This is a genomic window from Colwellia psychrerythraea (assembly GCF_000764225.1).
Classification (GTDB): Bacteria; Pseudomonadota; Gammaproteobacteria; order Enterobacterales; family Alteromonadaceae; genus Colwellia; species Colwellia psychrerythraea_D.
The window spans coordinates 54099-79236 of sequence record NZ_JQED01000045.1 but is presented as its reverse complement, the minus strand read 5'-3'; the positions used below and the strand labels follow the sequence as shown (position 1 = coordinate 79236).

Here is a 25138-nt window from a genome sequence, read left to right as displayed (position 1 = left end):
GGCTAATGAAACCTAGTCCAGCCATATTTTCACTCTCATGCAGTTTATAAAGAACCAATTATGAAAAATGCACTTAACTCATCAACTTTGCTTTTACCATTACTATTAGTCATATTTTCTTGTTCCGCCCCGCAAAAAAATGTTGAAAAAACACCGCCAATTTCCTCTGAAAATACGCAAAGTGATACTTCTGTAACAGTTGCTAGTCCTTTAAATGAACAATTTGAACCAACAGTACCTAAGGGACCAAGTGTTTTTAGTCAGTCTTGCCATAATAGCGAGGTAAAGTTAAGCAGTGATTTCGCTGCAGGGCGAATGGATAAATGCAAAAGAACAGGGAAAAATGAATATTCAATTACCTTGGTTCCTGAAAATACCCCAATAAATTCTAGTCCTTGGTATGCTTTTAAAGTACAGGCAGAGCAAACTACCGATATCATCATTACGATGACGGTACAGGGTGATAAACATAGATACCCCCCTAAAATTAGTCGTGATGGTAAATCGTGGCAGTTGCAAGATTATCAGCTAAAAGGCGATCATTTAATCATGAAAGTGCAAGCTTCGTCTCAACCTGTAACTATTGCCGCACAAGAGATTATTAATAATCAATATTATGTTGATTGGGCAGCAGAGCTGACCGCACAAAGCGCTTTCACTCAAAGTATTTTAGGCTCGTCTACCCAAGGGCGTCCTATTTACAAAATTGAAAGTCGCGCTGAAAATTCTAACGAGTGGGTTGTTATTTTAGGTCGACAACATCCACCAGAGATCACCGGTGCTCTGGCTTTATTTCCATTTGTTGAGACATTGTTATCAAACAGTGAACTCAGTAAGTATTTTCTTCGAAAATATAATGTGCTCGTTATTCCTAATATCAACCCTGATGGGGTGCATGCGGGTAATTGGCGAAGTAATGCTAATGGCAAGGACTTAAATCGCGATTGGAATGACTTTACTCAGATTGAAACACGACTAATCAATGACTACTTACAGGGCTTAGTAACTCAAGGGCAAAAAATTAAGTTTGCTATTGATTTTCACTCTACTAAAAAGGATATTTTTTATACTATGCCAGTGGATTATGGCGTTGAAAGCTCTTACTTTGTCAGGCATTGGTTAGGTGAGCTTGATAGACAAATGCCTAACTTTGATGTGGTTTTAAGACCGGGAAATAACCCGAACCTTGGTGTATCAAAACAGTATTTTTCTGATCAGTTTGGCGTACATGCCATTACCTATGAAATGGGTGACAACACCGATCGTACTAAGATAAAACGCATCGCATACAAATCTGCTAACATATTGATGATTAACATGTTGTCAGATGTTGATCATGAGAAAGAATAGGAAAGGCTATGAATGTATTTAACAAAACAGTAATCAGCTTAGCGATCAGCACGGTATTGCTGACTGCCTGCTCGACTGAAGAGCAAAAAGTTACCGATAAGATCGTTGATTTATTGATCACCAAAGGGAGTGTTTATACAGGCGAAAATGAGCAAGCTCAGCAACTCGATGTTGCGATTTGTCAGCAAGTTATCTGTGGCTTATATGTTACGGGCGAGCACCATCTCAAGGCCAAAAGAACCATTGATGCTACAGGTAAGATTGTGAGCCCTGGTTTCATTGATCCCCATACTCATTCTCTCGCAGAGCTGTTAAGTAAAGATAAAAACCATAACTTGAATTATTTAACTCAAGGGGTGACTACCGTTGTTAATGGTAATGATGGCGGTGGTCCAGTCGATATAAAGGCTACGGCTGAAAAATTAACACAAAATGGTATAGGAACGAATACTGCTTTATTAGTGGGCCATGGCAGTTTAAGAGAGCAAGTTATGGGCAGAGCAGAGCGCTTTGCCACGTCAGAAGAACTCTCAGAGATGTCAGCATTATTAACAACAGCGATGGAAGCTGGCGGCATTGGTTTATCAACGGGTTTATATTATGTACCAGGTAGTTATGCTAATACCGATGAAGTTATCACGCTGGCGAAAATTGCCAGTCACTATGGTGGTATTTATGATACTCATCTACGTGATGAAAGTACCTTTACTATCGGTTTTACTGCCGCGTTAGACGAAGCTATTAATATTGCAGATAAGGCAGATATACACTTACATTTAGCGCATATAAAAGCATTAGGCGTTGATGTGTGGGGACAAAGTAAGCAAGCAATAGAAACGATTACCCAAGCACAACAAAAGGGCACATCAATTTCTGCCGATCAATACCCTTGGCTAGCATCAGGTACTAAATTACGTAGTGCAGTAATGCCCAAATGGGTCATGGCAGATTCAACAGAAGCTTTTCATCTACGCCTTAACAAAGCTGAGTTTACTGAGCAGTTAGCAGCAGAAATTACTGAAAATATACGCCGAAGAGGCGGGCCAGACTCACTTTATATCACAGAGTTTAGTGATAAAAGTTTGGTCAGTTTAAATCTACTTCAGGTGTCTGAGTTAAAAAATTTATCTGTTGTTGATACGGCTATTTGGATGGTGCAACAGGGTGACGTTAGAGTTGCCTCTTTTAATATGTCACCAGAAGATGTTGAGCGTTTTATGGTGCAACCTTGGGTGGTAACATCATCTGATGGTACCAATGGTCACCCAAGGAAATATGCGAGTTTCCCGCAAAAATATCAAACTTATGTTGTTGATAAAAAATTACTGACTATCGCCGAGTTTATTAATCGAAGCTCTTCTCAAACGGCTAAATTACTTGGTCTTGATGAAAGAGGTCTTTTAAAAGTCGGTTATCAGGCTGATGTTATTGTTTTTGATCAACAAGGTTTTGCGCCAAAGGCAAACTTTAGCCAGTGGAATAATTACTCGGTGGGCGTAGAGCAGGTAATTGTCAACGGTACATTGGTGATAGAAAACGAAAAATTTGGCGGCACCTTAGCTGGAAAATTTATTCAATAATAGGTTATATCAATAATTCATTAGACGCTTTCATCTACTATGCCTGGTAGATGAAGCTCTTAAAATCATATTTAACAACAGTTCTGCACCACAGGTAATCGAACGTCTTTCTGTTCTTAAATCTTTAAATTCTCTCCTTCCTATATCGTATCTCATCAGCATATTCTTGATGAATATCAGCGATGAGTGGCAGAGCTTTTTTGGGTTACTGGCGCATAAACCGCGTGACTTAAAAAATGATTAATGTGGTGTAGCAAAGTAGTGAATATATACTTTCAAAAGTATTTTATCTTGCAAAGTAAGTCATTGAAAAATATAGTTAACACCTATTGTAATAGGGTTGGTGATATTACTCTTAATGGTAATAGTTTTATTGTTTCTACTTACTGCTTTAGCTTTTCATCTGACGTGATCTGTTTGGGTAGTATTAACAGCACTTCATGTTGATAACCAAGTAGTTGATATGGCTTATCAACATGAAGTGCTGTTATTACCAAAGTAATTAATTTTCCGGTTTTATCAAAACGCAACTGAATCACTTAATATAGCGTGTATTTCAAAAGAGTGACTTAATAACTAGTGAGTTAACGGTTCAGCGCTTTTTTTAGCTGCTACAGCTTGTATTAGTTGTAGCCTAATACATAGCTATAGTTTGCTTCTTCTACTAAATCAAAACATCGCATTAGTGGAGATTTCTTCACATTAACCTGCTTATTTCTTGAGTTGCCAACTTTTGTTGAGCCTGTGACAGAACTAGAAGAAAAATCATCCTTTATGTCTTTGTTTGTTATCAATTGCCCTTGGGTCTTGTCAGTATCAGTCATTACCTTCACCTTTTTAAAGCGTTATGAATTACCTTGAGTTCACATCATGTAATTTTATTTTGATAAATGAAAAGACTTAAGCTTTGCTTAGTCATAAAGCTAGGTTATGCCTTGTTTAGCCTGGCAACTAGCGCAAAAATTTAGGGTTAACTCAACGAGTTTTTTACCCATGCCTTCAGGTTATATGGCATCTAAAGATAAGAATGAATTTATTATTTTTGTTTGTATATACTTGATTGACTACTTATTAATAGCCTCTTTAAGGGTTACAGACTTGGAACAAGTATGCAAAAGCTTATAACAATAATAATTTTAACCGCGGCTTTATGTTTTCACCACAATGTTAAAGCAAATGAAATGGTCAATATTAGTGGCCGGTTGCTCGACGAATCGCAACTCCCCCTTAGTAAGGTCACGATAAATCTGAATAATAAATCAGTCACTAGCGATAAACACGGGCGATTTACTATAGCGACCGTCACTAAAGATATTTATCAACTTAATTTTGTCAAAAAAGACTACTTCAAAAACATTCAAACTTTTAGTCATTATGAACTTTTCGCCCAGAAGAAGAAAAACGTAAATGCCGCTATTGCAGACCTTACTTTAGTTCGCAAGAAAGCTAAACGGGTAATGTTAGCTTTTGGTGGCGATGTCATGATGGATCGCCGTTATTATAAACCTTACTTTGGCGATTCAATTTTGATTCATCCTGAGACTAGGCTTAGCGATAGTAAGGCGATTGTTGAAAATATAAAACCTTATATGAGTATCGCCGATTACGCCGCGGTGAATTTAGAAACGCAAATCGCAAATAACACACCTGGTGAACGTGCTCCTAAGTCAGTTACTTTCTATTCGAGACCTGAAATACTCGATGCTTTAGTGTGGGCGGGCGTTGATTATGTGAGTTTAGGTAACAATCATACCTATGATTATTTAGAACCAGGCATGGCGTCTACTTTAGCCTTTTTACAAAAGAGTACACTGGCGTTTTCTGGTGCGGGTATGAATGAAAAACAAGCGCTAAAAGCACATAGAGATACGATAAAAGAGACCCATTTTTCTATGTTAGGCTACGTCGGTTGGGAAGGGCGATCTGAGCCTTCACAAACTGCTAATCATCAACACGGCGGTGCCGCATATGGTTCAATGGCTAATATTGTTAACTCGGTGCAACAAGAAGTGAGTCAAGATAGGGTCACGGTAGTGCAATATCATGGTAGCCAAGAATACGCCAACAGCCCAACAGGTGTTACCGAGCAAAGATTAAAATCCGCCTTAGATAATGGCGCTGCACTTGCTATTGCCCATCATCCTCACGTAACCCAAGGGTTAGAGCTTTATGATAATAAGTTAATTGCATACTCTATGGGCAACTTTATCTTTGACCAAAATTTTAGTGCAACAAAACACAGCTTTATTTTGTATGTTTGGTTAGATGAGGGCAAATTTCATCGCGCTGAGATAGTACCTTTATATGTTAAGGGTTATAAACCCACGCCTGCTACAGGTACTAATCGTTATACTGTGATGAAGCGTTTAACTGAACTTTCTAAGGTTAGAAATACCGTTATTAGCCAGTCTGGTGGTCACGGTGTCATCATAGCAAAAACACCAGTAGTTACCGTTAAATCATTGGATAATGGCTCTATTACGACAAAGGGTGATATTAATTCAGGCACTAAGCATGAGCTAACTTTTGCGCAAGACAGCAACATAGCCAGCTTGTATCACTTACCATGGCATCAACAGCTTACTGAGGTTTTTATCGAAGATAAAAAGGTGAAATATCGTTTAGGTAAAAACTTAGTTAATGGCAGTGACTTTGAAAGCTTCTCTACCTTTGATAGCTCAGAACGTGGTTTGTTTTTTGATAGAAGTGTAATGTCTTTAAACAATTATGGTGATAGCGGTAATTCAAGTATTGCTTTAGCGCTTAATGATCAACACTCAACCACCTTTGGTGTAAAAAGTTTTTGGCGTGTTTATTCTGCCAGTAGACAGGTCACCATTAAAGCCAGTTATCTAAGTAAAAAAGCCGTTAAATTGCATTATTACTGGCAAGGAAGAAAAAAGAGACAAAAGTTATTTGATGCCTTTGAAAATAGCCCTAAACACTTAATTAACACTGTCGAATTAAATGGCTCAGATACCTGGCAAAACGTGGAGGTTGATTATAACTCCCCCAGAATAGGCTACAAAAGCTACCGTGTAATGGTTGAAGCTGAATTGGTTGATGGCAGCACAACGCAATTAGATATTGACGACTTTGCTGTTATTGAATGGCATAGCGCTTTTACAGACAACCCCGTACCGCCATTCTTTTCTATCGATAGTCGACAACCCGCTTACTTAGGTTTATCCAAAGCAAGGACCAACACCAAACAAAACACTGTGGTTGTTATTACCAAGTAATCAATCTCATGTTATAGCCGTGCTCAGTGCTAGCTGAATATTGTGTAGTGGTACTGAGCACTATTGTTATTATGATGAAGGTTGAAAACCAAATGCGCTTGAAATTGTCTTAATTCATACCAAGATATGAATAAAGCTCACTATTTTAATGTATTGGTATTATTAAGGTTTTATTTTGATTATTCTTTTGCCTCTATTTATTGGTATTGCGATTATTGGCTATTTAGTGGCAAAGCCATATTGGCGCGAACATCAACGCGATAAAATAAGAAGTCGGCCTTTTAAAAAGCAATGGCGTAAAATAATTCAGCAAAGAATGCCATATTTTAAGCAAATGCCCGTAGATTTACAGCTACAACTTAAGCAACATATCCAAGTATTTATTGCAGAAAAAAACTTTATCGGTTGTAACGGCATTAAAATAACTGAAGAAATAAAAATTACCATTGCGGCGCAAGCTTGTTTATTACTGCTAAATAGAAAAACAGATTATTATCCTAAATTAAAAACAATTTTAATCTACCCAAGCGCTTTTCTTAAAGAGCAAAGCCAACGTAATGCTGATGGTGTTCAATTTACAAAAAAAGTCGCTTTAGCTGGCGAATCTTGGGACTTTGGTAAAATTGTATTATCTTGGCAAGATAGTCTGCAAGGCGCAGAACTCCCCAATGATGGCCACAATGTAGTGATCCATGAATTTGCGCATCAGTTAGATCAAGAAAATGGTAAAGCTAATGGCGCCCCTATTTTAGGTAAAGACCAAAGCTATCAATGTTGGTCTACAATTTTTTCACAACAATTTAGTATACTACAAAAACAAGCGGCAGCTGGGACGCCATCGATATTTGATTATTATGGTGCAACTGAGCCTGCAGAATTTTTTGCTGTTGCTAGTGAGGTTTTCTTTGAAAAATCTAGACAACTATCTATAGAGCATCCTGCACTGTATCGGCAATTAGCCGCTTACTACAAAGTTGACCCAATTCATTGGTAAAAGGTTAAATTAATCAATATTATAAAACAGATGACAACATTTTATATTTAGCTATACTACGCTTTGTTAAGGAATAACAAAGTGACAATAGGGATTCAATAAATATATGGGGATACATCAAATATCATTTGCCAAAGTCAGCGTACTTAGTAATGACATTGTCGAAATTACGGTTGATAGTGGCGTAGACATTACCCTCGACATGGTGAATGAACTTCACCACTTATTGCTCTCGCTATTTAGCGGCTCATTTTCATTACTGATCAATAAAAGCAATTCTTATTCTACCCAACTTGATGCACTCATTCATTTCGGTACTTTGCCGACCATAGATAAAATAGCAATATTTGCCCCTAATAAACTGGCCAAGATGAGTGCAGAATTTTCGGCGTCTATTCCTAGCTCTGCAACGTTAAATATTGAAGTGTTCTCTGAGCGAGATGATGCACTTTCTTGGTTACAATAAATAAAAATACCACTTCAAATCACCTTTAGTTAGCCTAGTAAAATAAATTTGGTACGCATAACAAAGTGTATTAGTCATTTTTCTTTCATTTACGAATCAATTGACTTGTTACTCTAATCATTTGTTTTATATTGATTTTTACGGTTACGCGTTACTTAATCGACCTCTAAGGAGAGATACTATTGTAAGCAAAACTATATTTGTAATACTGTTATCGTTAACTTTTCCTCCTATTGTATAAACACTCCACCTATATTAGCTCATCAGAAAAGTACTCTAGATTAGAATAATAAATTAACTAAAAATGAAGATAGATACTGCCATAAAAGCATAATTATAGAGTTCAGTACTTCATAAATTAAGCAAACCACACTATACTGTATGTAATTACAGTGTAGTGTGGTTTTTATATGAAAGTTATTCCAATATATGCCGAAGCTGGTATTTCGGGCTTTGAATCTCCGGCAGCAGAATATAAAGAATTAGGTTTATCGCTTGACCAGTTAATCATTAAACATCCCAATGCCACCTTCATTGGTCAGGCCTCTGGTCAGTCAATGAAGGGTGTTGGTATCTTTGATGGCGATATTCTTATTGTTGACAGATCGTTAACGGCTAGAAATGGTGATGTTATTGTGGCCAATTACAATGGCTGCTTTGTTTGCAAGTTAATCGATAAGGTACAAGCGAGGTTATTATCTGCTTCTGCTGACTTTGCGCCAGTATCAATTACCCCTGAAGATGAATTCTCATTAGAGGGTGTTGTTACTCGCTCTATTCGCTTGCACCACAAATCTCCAGAGTTAGCCGCATGTATGCTTTAGTTGATGCAGTATCATTTTATGCTAGTGCTGAAAAAGTTTTTGACCCAAGCATACGCAATAAGCCAGTTGTCGTATTAACCAATAACGATGGTTGTATATGTGCTGTTTGCCCACTTGCAAGACGTCTTGGCATTCCCAAATTTATACCGTACTTTCAAGTGAAAGCATTGCTGGAAAAGCATAGTGTGGTTATTCGTTCTTCAAATTATGAGCTGTATGCCGATTTAAGTGAACGAATGATGAACGTTATTGGCCGTTTTTGTGATAACCAATATATCTACTCAATTGATGAGTCTTTTTTATATTTTGATCATTATGAAAGCTGTATAAAAGATTGGCATGAATACGGTAAGCAAATAAGAAAGGCTATTTGGAAGGAAACTAGACTGCCTGTAGGTGTTGGCTTTGGGGATACTGCAACATTATCTAAAGCAGCAAACCATGCCGCCAAAAAACTGTCTGGATTTAATGGGGTTGCTGTTATTAATAGCAAAACAAGCAGAGATGAAATACTCGGTCGCATGAATGTTGATGATATATGGGGCATTGGAAGAAAAATAGCCAAACGATTACGACTTGAGGGAATTAGCACTGCTGCGCAGTTAGCGGAGCAAGATGCTAAGCATATTCGAAAACAGTTTAGTGTGGTGACTGAAAGAACCGTGAATGAATTAAATGGTATCAACTGCTTGTCATGGGATGAGGTAAAGTCCCCCAAAAAAGAAATTTTTTCAACGCGAAGTTTTGGACAGCGTATTACCACAAAAGATGAGCTTCGCTCAGCGTTGGTCACGCATGCAGCTATCGTTGGACGTAAAGTAAGAAGGCAAAATTCACTCATTAAAAAATTAATGATATTTGCCTCTAGCTCGCCACATGATGACTTATATTACAAGCAAGCTATTGCTTATCCTTTTATCTTAGCTACCGAGAATACTTGTGAGATGGCGAATGCCGTCAACCAAGTCATTGATACTATCTATCAAGCAGGTATACCTTTTTATCGTTGTGGTGTAGGGGCAATCGAATTAACGAGTAAAATGTTTATACAGCCAGACTTATTTATGCCCGATCACACAAATAGTAACGTAATGAAATGCCTAGATAATATAAACCATAGATACGGAGATAGCACATTAAAACTGGCTGCTGAAGGACAACATGAAAGGTGGCAAATGCGACGAGCGTTTTTAAGCCCTCAGTACACCAGCCAATGGCGTGATATCCCTAAAATACAATGCTAGACGTTCTGCTCGAAGTACTATCCAGATACTAACGAGTACGATCAAATGATAGAGCTATTGTTTCTCCTCATCATTTTTGGGGCCAAATAACCCTTTTAGCAACTCCATGGGTAGAGGAAATAATATCGTAGAGTTTTTCTCTTCTGCAATTTCTGTCAAGGTTTGTAAGTAACGTAGCATTATTGCATTAGGCTCAGAGCTCAGTTTATTGGCCGCTTCACTCAATTTTTCTGCCGCTTCCATTTCCCCTAACGCATGAATAACTTTGGCTCGACGGGTTCTTTCTGCTTCAGCTTGTTTTGCTATGGCTCTAATCATGGTTTCATTAAGATCGACATGTTTTATTTCAACATTAGAGACTTTTATGCCCCAACCATCGGTTCTCGCGTCTAAAATTTCTTGAATATCGATATTAAGCATTTCTCTGCTTGCCAACATTTCATCTAATTCGTGTTGACCCAAGACAGACCGCAAGGTGGTTTGAGCTAATTGTGATGTAGCTTGCAAGTAATTTTCGACATTGATTATCGCTTTTTGTGCATCAATAACCCGGAAATAAATTACCGCATTGACTCTAACTGATACGTTATCTCGACTAATGACATCTTGGCTTGGTACGTCCATAACGACTGTGCGTAAATCAACGCGAACAAGTTGTTGAATTAATGGAATGATAATAACTAAACCTGGTCCTTTGACTTTGTCAAAACGTCCAAGGAAAAATACAACACCACGTTCATATTCACGCAAAATTCTAAAGGCACTAAGTAGTAAGGCAATTAATAGAATAATGACCACAACGGTGAATATTTGTTGGGCATTATTAAGCACAATGTCCATGATTGTTCTCCTATTCTCTACAAGGAATGGTAATTAAGGTTAACCCCTCAATGGCCTTAATCTGAACGGCTTGATGTTGATGGACTGGATGTTTAAATTCTGCCGCCCAACGTTCACCATTGATGAGGACAAAACCTTTGTGACTATAGCTTGCCTCGGCAAAGGCAATCGCACCGATAAGCTCTTCTTGTCCAGAGACCACTTTGTCCTTTCTTTTTCGCCACAATAATCCCAAAGAAAGAACAAAAAAGAGTATTGATACAAAAGCAAAAGCAGCTATGAGAGGTAATGAAATTTGGTACTGAGGTTGCTCAGTGTCAATTAAAAAAATAGATCCTAGAACAAAGGCAACAGTTCCCCCGATGCCAAAGACTCCAAAGCTAGGCATTATCGACTCAATTACTAGCAAACTTATCCCGACAAGTAACAGGGCAAAGCCTGAATAATTTAGAGGTAAAAGTTGAAAAGCATACAGCGCAATCAAGAGGGAAATCACCCCAGTGATACCGGCAACCCCTATGCCAGGACTATAAAATTCCAACACTAAACCATAGATCCCTATAAGCATTAAAATATAGGCAATATTTGGATTAGTGATCGTGGCAATAAACTCATTACGCCAGTTGGGCGAGATAGTTTTTAGCTGTGTATTGTCAGTTGTCACTTCAGAAAAATGATATGCAGAATTGTCTTGTTTGAGGATAGTGGCAAATAAGGCTTGTGCTGTTGGAGCAATGAAATTTATAACATTTTCAGCAAGCGCCTCCTCTGCAGTAAGGGTTGCCGCTTTAGAGACGGCTAATTCGGCCCATTGCTCATTTCTATTGCGTAGCTGTGCTAACGAGCGGATATAGGCAATGGCGTCATTTAATACTTTTTTTTCCATAGCTGAAGGCGATTTGTTTGTTTTATCTGAATCTTTATTTGAAGGTGCAGGGGCTAAACTCACTGGCGTAGCGGCACCTAACGTAGTGGCTGGCGCCATAGCGGCATAATGACAAGCGTACAACATATACGTGCCAGCACTTGCCGCACGCGCGCCTTGAGGATGAACCAAGCAAGCAATAGGTACGGATGAATTTAGAATTTGTTGATTGATTTCTCGCAGGCTTGAACTAAGACCACCGGGTGTATCTAGCATTATGATGACTAACGGAATGCTTGAATCATTATTGGCTTTGGATATTTCTGTGACGAGATATTCACTTACGGCAGGCCCTATCGCACCATTGATTGAAAGCACAGGCACGGTCCACTGACTGTTATTGAGCGATGGACTTAGCTGTGCATTGCCATATTGTTGAATAAGCAAAATAAAAGCTGCAAGAAATAAAATCTTTTTTAGCATCTGCATTTCCCACCTTCATCCTTATGTACAGTATAGTTATAAATCTGAGTTTTTTGATCAGAGTTACCAACAAATGAAAGCGTGAGGTAGGTCGCTAAAAAGTTGAAATCATTGCGCAAGGTATAGCTTTGAGTCTCTTGATGTTACTTTAGTAGCACTCCTTTATTTTATTAAGGTATAAGCGTTGCTACTATTACTAGGGTAAGCAAGTTTTAGCAATAAACTAAGGAGCAAAAAGATGAAGTTAGGTGCATTTTCGCTAAGTTTAGCGGTAAGTAACATCGAAGCGTCAAAACTGTTTTATCAAAAGCTAGGTTTCGAGGTTATTGGTGGAGATCAAACTCAACATTGGTTAATACTTAGAAATGGAGAACATACTATTGGTTTATTTCAGGGCATGTTTGAAGGTAATATAATGACTTTCAATCCTGGATGGGATAAAGACTGTAAAACATTAGAATCTTTTACCGACATTAGAGAACTCTTAACAGAGTTTGAGGGGCAAGGTGTCGACATAATACAACAATCTATGAATGGTGAAAGTGGACCAGCCAGTTTCTCTGTTAAAGACCCTGATGGCAATGCAATCTTAATCGACCAGCATGTCTAAGCAAATATTTAATACCTATACCAAGGCGCATGATGTTTTAACTTCAACTGAAACAATAAGCCTCGGTAAGTGGCTTTGGTATATCCAGTTAACATAAATAAGCAGGTAAGCAAGTGGAACAAAATTTTAAATCGATTATTGAACAAATAGGTGAAGATGCAAACCGTGAAGGTTTACTTGATACGCCAAAACGTGCAGCCAAAGCGCTGAAATTCCTCACTCAAGGTTATGAGCAAGATTTAGACTCAGTTATCAATGGCGCTTTATTCAGCTCAGAGTGCAATTCGATGGTCGTGGTTAACAACATTGAACTCTATTCGTTGTGTGAGCACCATATGTTACCTTTCACTGGTCGTTGTCACATTGGTTATATCCCAAATGGCAAAGTATTAGGCTTATCTAAACTTGCTCGAATCGTTGATATGTTTGCACGACGTTTGCAAATTCAAGAGAATTTAACGCAAGAAATTGCCAATGCAATTATGGATGTTACAGGGGCACAAGGGGTAGGTGTTGTTATGTCTGCTTCACATTTATGTATGCGTATGCGTGGCGTTGAAAAACAGAACTCTGAAATGAAAACTTCATGTATGCTCGGTTCCTTCATGAAATGCAAAGATACCCGTGCTGAATTTTTGCAGTTGATTAAAGATTGATGAATAGCGCTGGCTGGGTGTTAGTCACAGGAGGAGCAAAGCGCATTGGCGCGTTTCTCAATCAAGAGTTTGCCAAAAGTGGTAAGAATATTGTGCTGCATTACAATCGTTCTGAAACGGCTGCCATTGCCTTAAAAGCACAATTAGAGGCACTAAATATCAACGTGATATTATGGCAAGCGAATTTAGATGAGCCTGAGACAATTGCACAACGATTTCAAGCATTGCGGACTCAAGTGTCTCATATTGAGTTACTGGTAAATAGTGCCTCAGTGTTTAGTCAAGGAACCTTACTTGAATCCTCTTTAAGGCAAATTCAAAGCAACCTAAACATTCACCTGACAAGTCCTTGGCTGTTAATTCAGGCAGTAGCAAAACAAAATATGCCGTGCCAAATTATTAACATTTCAGATGCTAATATAACGCATCGTTATACCAATAAATCGGCATACTTCATTTCAAAAAAAGCGCAGGAAACATTAACCGAATTGGCTGCAATAGAATGCGCCCCCATTGTGCGAGTGAATGCAATAGCACCGGGCTTTGTTTTAGCAGCGATAGATTCAAAAGCAACTCAAACAACGGCTCAGATAGATAATAAAGATATAAACCTTTTACAGCGTCAAGTCCCATTAGCTGACTTATATTCAGCCATAGAGTTTTTAACAAAAAACACATCCATTACGGGACAAACAATACAGATAGACGGAGGGAGTCACTTACAATGTCCAGCATATATGTTGAAAAATTAGAGATTTACGCAATTCTTGGTATTACTGAAGAAGAACGTAAGAACAAGCAAAAACTGATTATAGATTATTGGATTGAAGCAGACATATCGAAAGCTATGTTATCTGATGATATCGAAGATTGTGTTAATTACCGTACCATCAATAAAGAAATTTTAGCCGTAGTGCTTAATTCAAGTTACAAAACCATTGAACGCTTATTAGGAGTACTATTAGACTTAGTTACCTCCTTTGAGGGTGTTTTACACGCTAAGTTGCAAGTAGCCAAGCCTGGTGCCTTACGTTATGCAAAAAATGTTTCTATTACTGCAGAGCGCTCGGTTTAATGTCATTTTACATTATTGCTGTCGGCTCAAATATCGATGCACAGGCAAATGTTGAGCAAGCATTTGAGCTGATAAAAAAAATAGACTCAAAGGCAAGTATGGCAACTTTACTGAGTACTAAACCTGTGGGGTTTACCCAACAAGCAGATTTTATTAATACCGCCTTTTCGTTTGATTGTGCACTTAATGCTACAGATTTAAAGGCGAAGTTAACAAGTATAGAAACGCAAATGGGACGAATACGAACCAGTAACAAAAATGGACCGCGACCGATTGATTTAGATATTGTTATAGTAAATAGCAATATTATTGATGACGATTATTATCAATACGATTTTGTTAAAAGATCAGTAGATGAATTACTTGCTAAAAGAAAGTAAAAACTAAACAGCAAAGTAGAGATAACAGCCAAAAGAGTAGAGCAGTTAGGTAATAACTATCATATAAGTTTGACCCCGTGAGGTTAGCACAGGATAATACGGCTTTTTGTTTTTCAGGTAATAATAATGCTCAAGTATTTTCGTGCCATCAGTCTGTTAGAAGGCTTGTCTTTTCTAGCCATATTAAGTGTGTCGTTTGGTTTGATCAGCAGAGATTTTGTTTTTATGTTGGGTATGACTCATGGAGTCTTATTCATGCTTTACTTATTTTTGTCGCTCATCGTTTCTAATAAACAGCAATGGTCATTACTCGTTTGGTTATCTTTATTTATTGCTTCAATAATTCCTTTTGCTTTTATTGGTGCAGAAATATTTCTAAGTCGTTTGACAGAAAACCAAAAGTTAGCGGAAGCATAACAACGAAATATTGAGCAAAGAGCAAGAGGATTTCAAACGAGCATGTATAACAGAAAGCAAGATGCCAAACCCCAAGTCATTTCTTATGATCGGGTAAAATCATATATGCTGTGGTTGATAGAACGATATGGTGATTACTCAGCTAAAACCTTGCTGCAAAAGGCCAACTTACTCTTTAAAGACGACAAACAATTCAACGAACCAGCACTGGAATATCTTAAAGAGCGAGGTATTGTTGATGATCGCCGCTATGCAGAGCGCCTAACAATGAGTTTGTCAGAGAAAAACATCGGCGCTAATAAAATAAAAGAAAAGCTTTATGCCAAAGGTTTATCATCTCAAATAATCAATGAGTGTGTTAGTGCGATAGAAACATCTGATAAAGATTACTTTGAGAAAGCACTGATTTTAAAAATAAGAAAGTTTGGCGAAGAGCCTATTGAAGATATTAAAGTGAAACAAAAAGCGTTACGCCATTTAATCTCTAAAGGTTTTTCCTATTCAATAGCCAATAAGGTTATTGGCTATTCCGCAGACGATGATTACTAGTTGGTAAGTGTTATAAACTGTCATACCCGTGAAACTGAATTAGTTTTATAGCTCTATTGCCTGATAAGCATCAATAATGTGTTGAACATCGTTTCTCTTACCTTGATGTATACGTTGATAATGATTAAGGGTTTTAGTTAAGTATCTTTGTGCAGTGGTAGATTGATGGCTTGAAATAGATTGCCAAAGCATATCGCCAACCGGATTAACTCTCTTGCTTTCGTCCCTCGCCGTTGAAACCAATACTATTTCATAGAAACGGCGATTCTCTTCGATTAACATTTCATTTTTCAAACTAAAATCTAGTGCGATTAATGTCTGGCGTAAAGAAAATTGGTGATGTACCGGACAGAGTAAAAAATCAATAGCCAATTCGGGGGACTTTTGATAGATAGCCTCAATAAACTCAATCATTAAATCGCCGCCAACCCCAGCAATAATAATGAGGTGTTTTCCCTTACATTGCGCTAATGGCAGTTTTACGGCGTCAAGACAATGAGTTTTCCATCTTGAATTTGGATAAAAACGTTGAAGTTTATTATCTAGTTCAGCCATTAATTGCGGAACAATATCAACAAAATGCACGGTAGTGTCTTCTTCGCGCGACAATAAAGCACTACCAATAAGGCCATGATCACAACAGCAATCCCAAATATGATCGTACTGCGATGTCACCATTTGTTCAATTGCCTGTAACCGTTTACTTAATTTGACGCTGGGTTGAGCACTTTTTTTCGAGTTAACTTTCAAGAGGTACACTTAATTGATGAGTAAAAACAAGCGTATTGTATAGCTAAATTATATCACCGTACAAGCAATCCAAAACGTCACAACTAGCTATTGGCATTAACAGCAACAGCGCCTAGAAAATTTAAAAGACAAAAGTGGTTAATGGAATTGATATAACTAAGAATAGGGCGACTCTTTTGATTAATAGACGGTTAATGAAATACTTATAGACACATTTGTTTACATCAATTTACCTAAATACGGATATTTTTAACAAACTGTATAATACAATGTTTGCTGCTTTTATGATGGAATGAATAAATGAATTACACACGCGCTGCACTTAAAAACCCCGCAGCAATCATTGTTATAGTCGTTTTAATTATGGTTTTTGGCCTATTAAGTGTCTCTAAACTACCTATTCAACTAACCCCAGATATAGAACAGCCTCAAATAAATATATTTACCGGCTGGCGAAGTGCCGCTCCGTCTGAATTAGAGTCTGTGATTATTGAACCTATCGAAAATGTGGTGAAAAATACCCAAGGTGTCATTCGAGTAGATACCTCGATAAACCAAGGGTTTGGTCGAATTAACTTAACCTTTGATGTCGGTGCTGACATGCAAAAAGCCATGCTTGATGTTATCAATAACTTGAACCAAGTTCCGCCATTACCTATTGATGCCATGGAGCCTGTCGTATCCGCTAATGGTGGTGGTAATACCGCTACCATGATGATTAAAACCTTGCCGGATAATCCGGTTGACGATTTTGGTCAGTATCAAAAACTCATTGAAGATGTTGTTGAACCAAGGTTTGCAAGAATTCCAGGTATTGGCGAAGTTAACCTAGCTAGCCATAGGCAAAGAGAAATTAGAGTCACCTTTGATCCAGTAAAAACGGCCTCGTTAGGTTTATCTATTGCTGAAATAAGCTCAGTAATCACCAATTCAAATGATACCTCTGCAGGTACGGTAAATGTCGGACGTCGTCAATATGTAGTACGTTTTTCGGGTCAGTATAGCCTAGATAATCTCACAAAAATGATCATTGGTTACAGTGATGAAAGACCGATTTATTTGCAAGATATTGCAACCGTTGAGAATACCTTAGCCGATCGACAAGGTTTCAACTTACGAAACGGGCAACCGTCATATTACCTCACGTTGCGGCGTCAAAATGGTGAAAACATAGTCGCCTTGCTCGATAAAATAAACATCGCCATCAAAGAACTAAACGACGGACCATTAAAAGCCGAAGGACTAACAATAGATTTAAGTTTTGATTCTTCTGTACATATTCGAAATGCATTATCGCTAGTACAAAATAACTTAGGCCTAGGCGTATTACTTTCATTAGTGATCTTATGGTTATTTCTTCGAGGCATGCGCAATATCTTGATCATTGCGACGACTATTCCCGTATCTTTGTTAGTTGCTTTCGTTGCGTTGAGTGCGTTCGATCGAACACTGAATGTTATTTCTCTTGCAGGTTTAGCATTTTCAGTTGGTTTAGTGCTTGATGCCGCCATCATAGTGCAAGAAAATATTGTCCGACTCAAAGGTAAGGGCATGGATAACCATAAAGCGGTGCTCAAAGGTACTACTGAGGTTACCGGTGCATTATTTGCCTCAACCGCGACCAGTGTTGCGATATTTTTGCCGATATTATTTATGAAAGGTATTGAAGGGCAGCTATTTTCTGATTTAGCACTCACACTATCTATTGCCGTTATTGCTTCATTGCTTGCCGCTATTACTGTATTACCTATTGCCAGCAAATATTTATTAAAAGACGTTAATGATGTAGACCCTTTCGCACAATATTGGGAACGCCTTACAGTACTTGTAATGAAATTGACGAACAGTAAATTTAAACGTGTAAGCTGGATAAGCCTTTTACTTGCTGGTTCATTAGTCATTAGTTTTACCTTATTACCCAAAACAGATTTCATGCCGAGAGCGCCAACAGATGGCTTCTTTTTCAGTTTAGATATGCCACCAGGAGGCAACGTTGACTTTATTGAGCATGAAATGGCCAGTCTGGTTAAAAAGCGTTTAACGCCATACTTAACTGGAGAGAAAACGCCAAAATTAAAAAGTTATAATTTCTATTCCTTTGGCTCTAATGCAACGGGTGGTTTTATCTATTCAGATGATCCAAGCCGGGTTGAAGAGTTGATGAAAGTGATTAAAGCCGATGTGTTTTCAGATTTGCCCGATACCGATGTATTTCTGTTTCGTGGCTCTATGATAAATATTTCTGGCAACGGAAATGGCAGAACAATCGACATAGATATTCATGGTACTGATATCGAAGGCTTAATGGAGGTAGCGAAAACGGGCATTGCAGCCATTAAGGAAAATATGCCAAACACGAGCGCATTTCCTATTCCAAGCCTTAACTTAGCAGAGCCTGAACTAAATTTACTCCCTAATGACCAACGTATTACTCAGGCGGGATTAAATCGTAGCGACGTCGCTAGAGCTATTAGTGCTTATACCAGTGGTTTATTCATTGGTGAGTATTTTGATGGCAATTATAGATCCAACATTATATTACGTGGTGAGCAGTGGGAAACCCCGGATGAACTTGCCATGATGCCTATACATACACCGTTGGCTGGTATCCAGACCTTAGGGGAGTTAACCCATATTACCCGATCTGCAGGTCCTACTGAGTTAAAAAGAATTAATGGTAAACGTACCGTTAGTATTCAAGTATCACCACCAGCGACCATGTCACTTGAAGAAGCAACAGCGCTTATTCATGAAAAAGTGCTGCCTAAAATGGAGTTAGAGTTGCCAGAAAACTCGGCAATTACTTTGAGTGGTAATGCGAATCAAATGGCCTCAGCCATCAGTGATATGATTAACAACTTTATCTTAGCCTTGCTTATATTATTTTTACTGATGACAGCATTATTTAAGTCCGCTAAAGATAGTTTAATGGTGTTATTGGTCATGCCATTAGCCACAGCAGGTGGCGTTATAGGCCTGAGTTTCTTGAATATATTTGCTTATCAATCATTAGATTTATTAACGATGATCGGCTTCATTATTCTACTAGGTTTGGTGGTAAACAATGCCATTTTACTGGTAGACCAAACCAACCAAGGTGGTTTAGAAGGCTTGTCTCGCTGTGATGCCGTTGCTCAAGCCATTCGTATTCGTGCTCGACCAGTTTATATGAGCACATTAACCAGCTTATTTGGCATGTTGCCATTAATGTTAATGCCAGGTGTCGGCAGCGAAATATATCGCGGATTAGCCGCTGTAATTGTCGGTGGCATGACGATAAGTGCAATATTCACCTTAGTATTGTTCCCAAGTTTACTGAGAATGACACAAGGTAAACATGCCGCGCCGGCAACAAATATTGTGTCTATTTCAGCAACAGAACAAGAATTACGTATGAGTAATCGGTAAGAGAAATTTATGCTAAAAATGAATGAAGTAAAACAAACACAAACCAGCCTAGCGCAAGTAAATACAATACCAGTAAAAGTAGTGCATAACATGATGAAAAAGATAGCAGTAACGACCCTAATCGCAATGAACTTAATGCAAGTGAGTATTGCCGAGGATGCGGTTGAAAAAAGCGAAATAAAAGTCATGGCAAAGCCAGTAAAAGCAGCAGCTGTGCTAAATATGCCTCTGGCAGCAAATACTGAACTTAACGCGACCTTATACAGTAGATCACACATTCCAATAACTGCATCACTCAACACAAGGGTAGATTATTTGGTTGAACCTGGTGACTTTGTCAATCAGGGAGATAAACTTGCGGGCATGGATTTATTACCCATTCAACTGCGCCAAGCAGAACAAAAAGCCCAAATTAGCCGCGCAAAAATCAATGTCGCGTATATAAAAAATGAATTATCACGCTTGCAAGAGTTGAGTAAAACACAAGCCGTCTCACAATTTAATTTAGACCAAATGCGTTCAGAGCATGATTTAGCGGCAGCAGATTTAGAAATTGCTCAACTAAAGTTGGCACAAATAAATGAACAACTGTCCCGCGCCATCATAACTGCACCATTTTCAGGAATCATTACTGAGCGTCTTATAAGGGTAGGGAGTGAGGTAAGTCGTGGTGATATTTTACTTAAGCTACTGGATACCGAGCATTTAGAAGCACGATTATACATCCCAATTAAATATCTCGCTTTCATCAATAAAGGTGACAAATTAAGCATGTCAGCAAGTGAACAAAAAACGCTGGCAGCTGTTACCGCAAAAATTCCAAGAGCAGATCCACGTTCACAAACTTTTGAAGTTAGGATTAATATACCTAAAGCACTTAATAAACACTGGGCTGCGGGACAGCTTGTCAGTGTTAGCGTACCCACTCAAAAAGCAACAGAGAGCTTAACTGTACCACGTGATGCCCTTATTTTGCGTAAAAGTGGTAGCTATGTCATTAAGGTCAATGCAGACAGCACAGTCTCACGTTTAGCGGTTGTTGTCGGTAAAGGAAATAAAGAACGTGTTGCGATAACAGGCTCACTTAAACATGGTGATAATGTTGCGATTAGAGGCGCTGAAAGACTGGCCGATGGCGATAAAGTGGTAATTCAATAATTTTACTGTTTAGGCATTATTTGTGTTATTTCCGCTAGCCTTCTTTAATAACGTCAACAAGGTTTACTCTGCTGACGTTAGCACTCTTTTTTAAAGGTAGGATAATCTCTAAAAATGGCTGATCGGCTTCCATGATTTGTATTGGCATATAACTTTCACTTTGTACTAGTTGGATGCTGTGGATCGGACGACATAACGTAATACCAATGGTTAGATCCTCGAATTGAATATAGGTACTAGTCCAATCATATAAGTCATATTTTATGTCAATGACCTTGCCATAAGTATACAAATTTTCAATGTTTTTTTGGTAGGCCGCCAAAGCAGCTCTGTAGCTTTGGCATTTGATTTCTTCCATATAATAATTATGCCGAGCAATAACAACGTGGGAGCAACGAGAAAATTTACCATGCTTTAGCCACTTTTTATCTCTTCGAATAGGCAAGCAGAGTAAAATAGCGATAAAAATGGTGAAACTTATTGCATACATCATAGGTAAAATATGGCTCATAGTGTTTATTTCACACCCGTTTCAATTTAAACCGCTCTCACTATTCATAAACGAATTGTCTCGTTTACTACTTGGCCATTGCACCAAAGCAATAAGCGCAAGTAGTACTTATTTTTAAGTTACGGTCACTTATTTCATGTGATTATCAACACTGTATTTCAGTAAAAATCCTGCTTCTTTATAATCAGGGTATAACGCCTTCATTTTCTTCATTGCCATCTCTTTAGAGTTAGCTGTTGCAGTGATGTGATTAAAGTCATCGATATATGTCACTAAAGTGTCAAATAACGTTATATCTGAAGGTTTACCATGACCTGGATAGACTTTAGGATTGAGCTGAGTGTATTCAGACCTAAAGGTCCTTAACATTGCACGCCAGTTAGCCACATGCTTTTTGGTTACTCCTTGTCCCATCCATAAGTGCACTTTATTGTATGCTAAATCAGAGGTAAAAAGGCCATTTATGTCATCAACATACACGGTTGTAACATGCTCAGCCTCAGCAGGAGAATAGTGTGTGGAAAGCGTTAACTCACCACCTCCAATCATGCTTAACTTATTGCTGGGCAGTACATTAATATTGTTTAGATAATCAAATCCGTTTGGTTGTTTTTCAGATTTTGGTTTAAGTAGTGGCTCTGCATCTAACCAACCAACACTTTCCATCCAGGTTGAAAAAGCAAGGATATCTTTTTTAATGTCTTCATTAGCGACAACAATTTTTGCCTTTGGAAACTGCTTTAGCAACCAACTCATACCGGTATAGTGATCTGGATGACCGTGAGAAACTAAAATATGTGTTAATGGCAAGCCCTTATTTTTTATCATTTCAGCAAGCTTTTTCGCTTCTGCAGTCGATCGTTGAACATCCATCACAACTAATGACTCGCCATTTGAGAATAGGTAAGAGTTTACCGTTGCCGTTTCACCTTCAAAAATATCAACATTAACCGCGCCAGAAGCGTGAGCAATCGAAGGGACTCCAACTAAAAGCAGCATAGTCGCCGCGATAAGGGGCATAATAATATTTTTCATTTTTTTCACCTTTAAATTTGAATAGTTATTAAATAATCTGATTTACCTAGTTACCTGCAAAGGCCTTGAATACTTGGCCTGTTTCAACACCCAATACTGAGCGGAGATAATATTGAGCGACATCTTTGGCACTAATTGAATTGAAACCCGGGAAGTAATCACCATAAATATCTAAAGATTCCGTCACCACTGTTGGACTGACAACATTAATACGAATGCTTTTTGGCAACTCAACAGCAACGGCTTTAACAAAATGTTCTATTGCTCCATTTAAAGTTGCTGCACTGGTGCCGTAAGCAATTGGATAATCCGCAATAATGCCACTGGTTAAGGTTATACTTCCGCCATCATTAAGATATTGATTGCCAATTTGGCTTAAGTTCACTTGCCCCATCAGTCGACTATTGATACCTAAATCCCATTCGTCGCGAGATAACTCAGAAAAAACATTAAATGCAACTTCTCCTGTAGCGCAGACAATGGCATCGACCATGCCAACAGTGTCAAACATTGACTGAATTGATGTGGTATCTGAAATATCAATTTTCACATCGCCGCTATTATAATTTGCTTGAATAATTTCATGTTTATCAGTTAATGCCGAGACTATTTGCTTTCCTATGGTGCCTGATGCACCTATGACTAATATTTTCATTATCACTCCTGTAAATTCAGTGTTTAAATCATATCTAATTGCTATCTAGCAAAAAACAGCACAAAATGAACGTATTGTTTACTAAATAGAGTTAATAAATGAATCTCTCCTACTTACAGACATTTTTAACCGTTGCTGAAGAAGGTAGTTTTACCAAAGCAGCGGAAGGGTTATCGGTATCGAAAGGGTTGGTATCACGTCATGTTAGTCACCTTGAAACAACGTTAAATGCTAAATTGTTTCATCGAACAACTCGGCGGATTGCACTAACTGAGGTGGGAGAAGAGTTATTGTCGAAAGCGAAACAAATTCAGTTATTAGCTTCAGAGGCCGAAATTCGGGTAAGAGATATTACGCAAGAATTCGCTGGGAATTTAAAGGTTACTGCGCCATTTGAATTTGGCCGAGCGCTCTGCCGCCATGTTATCCCTTCTTTTATTCAGCAACATCCGCAAATAAATCTTATTTTAGATTTTGGCCCTATCAAAAGAGAAATAGTATCAGGGGATTTTGATATTGCGTTTCGAGCTTATGATGAACTACCTGATGATGTCGTCGGTAAAGAGCTGGGCTTTATAAGAAATGTTCTGGTTTGCAGCAAAGACTTTGCACAACACAATGAAGTTAAATCAATTCATGATTTACATCGCTGTAGGTTTGTTTTAAATGGGCAAGACGAACGCTGGAATCAACTTATACTGGTAAAAAATGACGAGCATTATCAAATTGAAGTAAGCGGAAACCTTAGTTCAAATACTTATAGCTCGATTTTACAGCTAGCTGAGCAAGGGTTAGGCATCGCCTGTTTACCTTATTATCAAGTAGAAGAACTGATAAAAACTAAAAAGCTAATTCACCTTTTACCTGACTGGGCAGTAAAAATTCATAAACTAAGTTTAATATATGCCCAACGAAGAATTACACCGAGAAAGCTGGTTACATTTAACCTTGCAGTAAAAAATTGGCTGGAATCAAATAACTTATACCTAATCAGCAAAGGGTAGCGCAATTTAAAAACTACTTTGAGCCAGTCTTATGACTGGTTAAATCTTTTCATTTTTTATTGTCTATTTATTTTCATCTTTCACTGGAATTGAATACTATCAAGTATCCAAAGCTTATTTATATATCCCTTTTCATAGCCTGTTTATCGGAGAAATTTGGAATATATCAGAAACACCGGCTTGGTTAGCCCCTTATTGGTCTTTAAGTTATGAAGTATGGTATTACATTTTCTTTGCTAGTATTTATTTCTTTTCAGGACTTAAGAGAGTCATAATTGCTGCAATTGTTTTTTCTATATTGGGGCACAAGTTATGGCTACTGTTACCTGTGTGGTATTCTGGTGTAGCGTTATACAAATACCAAGCAAGAGTCTCGTTAAATGTTATTTCAGCGCGCTTAGGGTGGCTCTTAAGTATTTTGCTACTTACTTTATATAAATATTATGATTTTGACTTATCTTTTCGAGCTTACGGTATTGAAATGTGGCCATTCAGTTTTTTGAATTTAGGAAGTGCCGATCGTTACTTAAATGACTATGTATTAACATTTATCGTTGTGATGAATTTTTTATGCGCAATGCAATCAAAATTCTACTTTTTGTTGAATTATAAAAAAGTTATAAGATCTATTTCTACTTATACATTTACCTTATATTTAGTACATGCATTAGTTATGTCTATCTGGGAAAATCTTTATACTCATAACTCGAGCAGCCCTTTAGATATTTTATTGTTAATTACTTCAATTTCCTTATCTACTTATGCATTCGGCCTATTGACTGAGCATAGAAAATACTTATTTAAAAACTTCTTTACCTATATCTATAAATATACATTTGGAAAGTTGAGCTTAGATGTTGATAGCCCTCATTTAAGGCCAAAAACATAAGTGTTTTATATATTTTGGCGTTGGTCAGTTTGCTCAATCAGATTTAAAATAATTAGCTCTTGATATATAACAAGTCACTGATGAATCACTAATGTAAATATTCTTTACATTAGTGATTCAAGTGGTTATCTTACTGGTCTTACTAGGATGTAC

The 25138-nt window shown here is 37.9% G+C and carries 26 protein-coding genes; 18 read left to right on the top strand and 8 right to left on the bottom strand.

From position 1 onward, the window contains the following. The first annotated feature begins 60 nt into the window (after positions 1 to 60). Both ND2E_RS05580 and ND2E_RS05585 read left to right on the top strand, forming a co-directional pair. Positions 61 to 1350 carry a M14 family metallopeptidase gene (locus ND2E_RS05580; RefSeq protein WP_033094936.1) on the top strand — a complete coding sequence of 430 codons (1290 nt, stop codon included), beginning with the start codon at positions 61 to 63 and terminating at the stop codon, positions 1348 to 1350. A gap of 8 nt (positions 1351 to 1358) precedes the next feature. Beyond that, a complete protein-coding gene (locus ND2E_RS05585; RefSeq protein ID WP_033094935.1) occupies positions 1359 to 2930 on the top strand; it encodes an N-acyl-D-amino-acid deacylase family protein in 1572 nt (523 codons plus the stop codon). A gap of 383 nt (positions 2931 to 3313) precedes the next feature. Here ND2E_RS05585 and ND2E_RS23155 read toward each other — a convergent pair whose 3' ends face one another. Further along, positions 3314 to 3460: a hypothetical protein gene (locus tag ND2E_RS23155; RefSeq protein WP_190277853.1), complete on the bottom strand. Its 147-nt coding sequence runs from the start codon at positions 3458 to 3460 to the stop codon at positions 3314 to 3316. A 93-nt stretch (positions 3461 to 3553) separates the two neighbouring features. Further along, positions 3554 to 3754 (bottom strand): hypothetical protein, encoded by a 201-nt coding sequence (locus ND2E_RS05590; protein WP_033094934.1) that lies wholly within the window; start codon positions 3752 to 3754, stop codon positions 3554 to 3556. Between the two features lie 285 nt (positions 3755 to 4039). On the opposite strand from ND2E_RS05590, the gene ND2E_RS05595 reads away from it, so the two are divergent. The 5 genes from ND2E_RS05595 to ND2E_RS05615 all read left to right on the top strand — a co-directional run bounded on the left by ND2E_RS05595 (position 4040) and on the right by ND2E_RS05615 (position 9700). Next, on the top strand, positions 4040 to 6172 hold the full coding sequence (locus ND2E_RS05595) for a CapA family protein (RefSeq protein ID WP_033094932.1): 2133 nt from the start codon (positions 4040 to 4042) through the stop codon (positions 6170 to 6172). 172 nt (positions 6173 to 6344) lie between these two features. Beyond that, the gene (locus tag ND2E_RS05600; RefSeq protein WP_190277854.1) at positions 6345 to 7166 is read left to right on the top strand and encodes a M90 family metallopeptidase; all 822 of its coding nucleotides are present in this window, start codon (positions 6345 to 6347) and stop codon (positions 7164 to 7166) included. Positions 7167 to 7272: 106 nt separating this feature from the next. Then, positions 7273 to 7632 carry a SpoIIAA family protein gene (locus ND2E_RS05605; protein ID WP_033094930.1) on the top strand — a complete coding sequence of 120 codons (360 nt, stop codon included), beginning with the start codon at positions 7273 to 7275 and terminating at the stop codon, positions 7630 to 7632. A gap of 410 nt (positions 7633 to 8042) precedes the next feature. Beyond that, positions 8043 to 8456: a LexA family protein gene (locus ND2E_RS05610; protein WP_011043491.1), complete on the top strand. Its 414-nt coding sequence runs from the start codon at positions 8043 to 8045 to the stop codon at positions 8454 to 8456. Continuing rightward, entirely contained in the window at positions 8444 to 9700 is a 1257-nt protein-coding gene (locus ND2E_RS05615) for a Y-family DNA polymerase (RefSeq protein WP_033094929.1), read from the top strand. The genes ND2E_RS05610 and ND2E_RS05615 overlap by 13 nt, the downstream gene beginning before the upstream one ends. Positions 9701 to 9754: 54 nt before the next feature. Here ND2E_RS05615 and ND2E_RS05620 read toward each other — a convergent pair whose 3' ends face one another. Next, the gene (locus tag ND2E_RS05620; protein ID WP_033094928.1) at positions 9755 to 10540 is read right to left on the bottom strand and encodes a slipin family protein; all 786 of its coding nucleotides are present in this window, start codon (positions 10538 to 10540) and stop codon (positions 9755 to 9757) included. A 10-nt stretch (positions 10541 to 10550) separates the two neighbouring features. Then, a complete protein-coding gene (locus ND2E_RS05625) occupies positions 10551 to 11888 on the bottom strand; it encodes an NfeD family protein (protein WP_033094969.1) in 1338 nt (445 codons plus the stop codon). A 238-nt stretch (positions 11889 to 12126) separates the two neighbouring features. On the opposite strand from ND2E_RS05625, the gene ND2E_RS05630 reads away from it, so the two are divergent. From ND2E_RS05630 to ND2E_RS05660, 7 genes are all read left to right on the top strand, one after another. Further along, complete coding sequence (locus tag ND2E_RS05630) at positions 12127 to 12498, top strand: VOC family protein (RefSeq protein ID WP_033094927.1); 372 nt, start codon at positions 12127 to 12129, stop codon at positions 12496 to 12498. Between the two features lie 113 nt (positions 12499 to 12611). Then, positions 12612 to 13154: a GTP cyclohydrolase I FolE gene (folE, locus tag ND2E_RS05635; protein WP_033094926.1), complete on the top strand. Its 543-nt coding sequence runs from the start codon at positions 12612 to 12614 to the stop codon at positions 13152 to 13154. Further along, entirely contained in the window at positions 13154 to 13906 is a 753-nt protein-coding gene (locus tag ND2E_RS05640; RefSeq protein WP_033094925.1) for an SDR family NAD(P)-dependent oxidoreductase, read from the top strand. The genes folE and ND2E_RS05640 overlap by 1 nt, the downstream gene beginning before the upstream one ends. Beyond that, positions 13879 to 14229, top strand: coding sequence for a dihydroneopterin aldolase (locus ND2E_RS05645; protein ID WP_033094924.1), 351 nt, complete (start codon positions 13879 to 13881; stop codon positions 14227 to 14229). Before ND2E_RS05640 ends, ND2E_RS05645 begins: the two co-directional genes overlap by 28 nt. Then, positions 14229 to 14609 (top strand): 2-amino-4-hydroxy-6-hydroxymethyldihydropteridine diphosphokinase, encoded by a 381-nt coding sequence (folK, locus tag ND2E_RS05650; RefSeq protein ID WP_033094923.1) that lies wholly within the window; start codon positions 14229 to 14231, stop codon positions 14607 to 14609. Before ND2E_RS05645 ends, folK begins: the two co-directional genes overlap by 1 nt. A 126-nt stretch (positions 14610 to 14735) precedes the next feature. Then, entirely contained in the window at positions 14736 to 15026 is a 291-nt protein-coding gene (locus ND2E_RS05655) for a DUF3817 domain-containing protein (protein WP_033094922.1), read from the top strand. A 42-nt stretch (positions 15027 to 15068) separates the two neighbouring features. Beyond that, on the top strand, positions 15069 to 15575 hold the full coding sequence (locus ND2E_RS05660) for a regulatory protein RecX (protein ID WP_033094921.1): 507 nt from the start codon (positions 15069 to 15071) through the stop codon (positions 15573 to 15575). Between the two features lie 45 nt (positions 15576 to 15620). Here the strand turns inward: ND2E_RS05660 and ND2E_RS05665 are convergent, their stop codons facing one another. Next, positions 15621 to 16325, bottom strand: a complete 705-nt coding sequence (locus ND2E_RS05665; protein ID WP_033094920.1) for a tRNA (adenine(22)-N(1))-methyltransferase — start codon at positions 16323 to 16325, stop codon at positions 15621 to 15623. Positions 16326 to 16625: 300 nt separating this feature from the next. Between ND2E_RS05665 and ND2E_RS05670 the strand changes: the two genes are divergently transcribed. Next, positions 16626 to 19733 carry an efflux RND transporter permease subunit gene (locus tag ND2E_RS05670; protein WP_033094919.1) on the top strand — a complete coding sequence of 1036 codons (3108 nt, stop codon included), beginning with the start codon at positions 16626 to 16628 and terminating at the stop codon, positions 19731 to 19733. Positions 19734 to 19742: 9 nt separating this feature from the next. After that, complete coding sequence (locus ND2E_RS05675) at positions 19743 to 20891, top strand: efflux RND transporter periplasmic adaptor subunit (RefSeq protein WP_052056806.1); 1149 nt, start codon at positions 19743 to 19745, stop codon at positions 20889 to 20891. A gap of 34 nt (positions 20892 to 20925) precedes the next feature. Here the strand turns inward: ND2E_RS05675 and ND2E_RS05680 are convergent, their stop codons facing one another. From ND2E_RS05680 to ND2E_RS05690, 3 genes are all read right to left on the bottom strand, one after another. Further along, positions 20926 to 21402: a hypothetical protein gene (locus ND2E_RS05680; RefSeq protein WP_033094918.1), complete on the bottom strand. Its 477-nt coding sequence runs from the start codon at positions 21400 to 21402 to the stop codon at positions 20926 to 20928. 129 nt (positions 21403 to 21531) lie between these two features. Beyond that, positions 21532 to 22437, bottom strand: a complete 906-nt coding sequence (locus ND2E_RS05685) for an MBL fold metallo-hydrolase (protein WP_052056804.1) — start codon at positions 22435 to 22437, stop codon at positions 21532 to 21534. 46 nt (positions 22438 to 22483) lie between these two features. After that, complete coding sequence (locus tag ND2E_RS05690; protein ID WP_033094917.1) at positions 22484 to 23092, bottom strand: short chain dehydrogenase; 609 nt, start codon at positions 23090 to 23092, stop codon at positions 22484 to 22486. 98 nt (positions 23093 to 23190) lie between these two features. On the opposite strand from ND2E_RS05690, the gene ND2E_RS05695 reads away from it, so the two are divergent. Then, a complete protein-coding gene (locus ND2E_RS05695; RefSeq protein WP_033094916.1) occupies positions 23191 to 24096 on the top strand; it encodes a LysR family transcriptional regulator in 906 nt (301 codons plus the stop codon). A gap of 43 nt (positions 24097 to 24139) precedes the next feature. After that, entirely contained in the window at positions 24140 to 24985 is an 846-nt protein-coding gene (locus ND2E_RS23625; RefSeq protein WP_395858444.1) for an acyltransferase family protein, read from the top strand. The last annotated feature ends 153 nt before the right edge of the window (positions 24986 to 25138 follow it).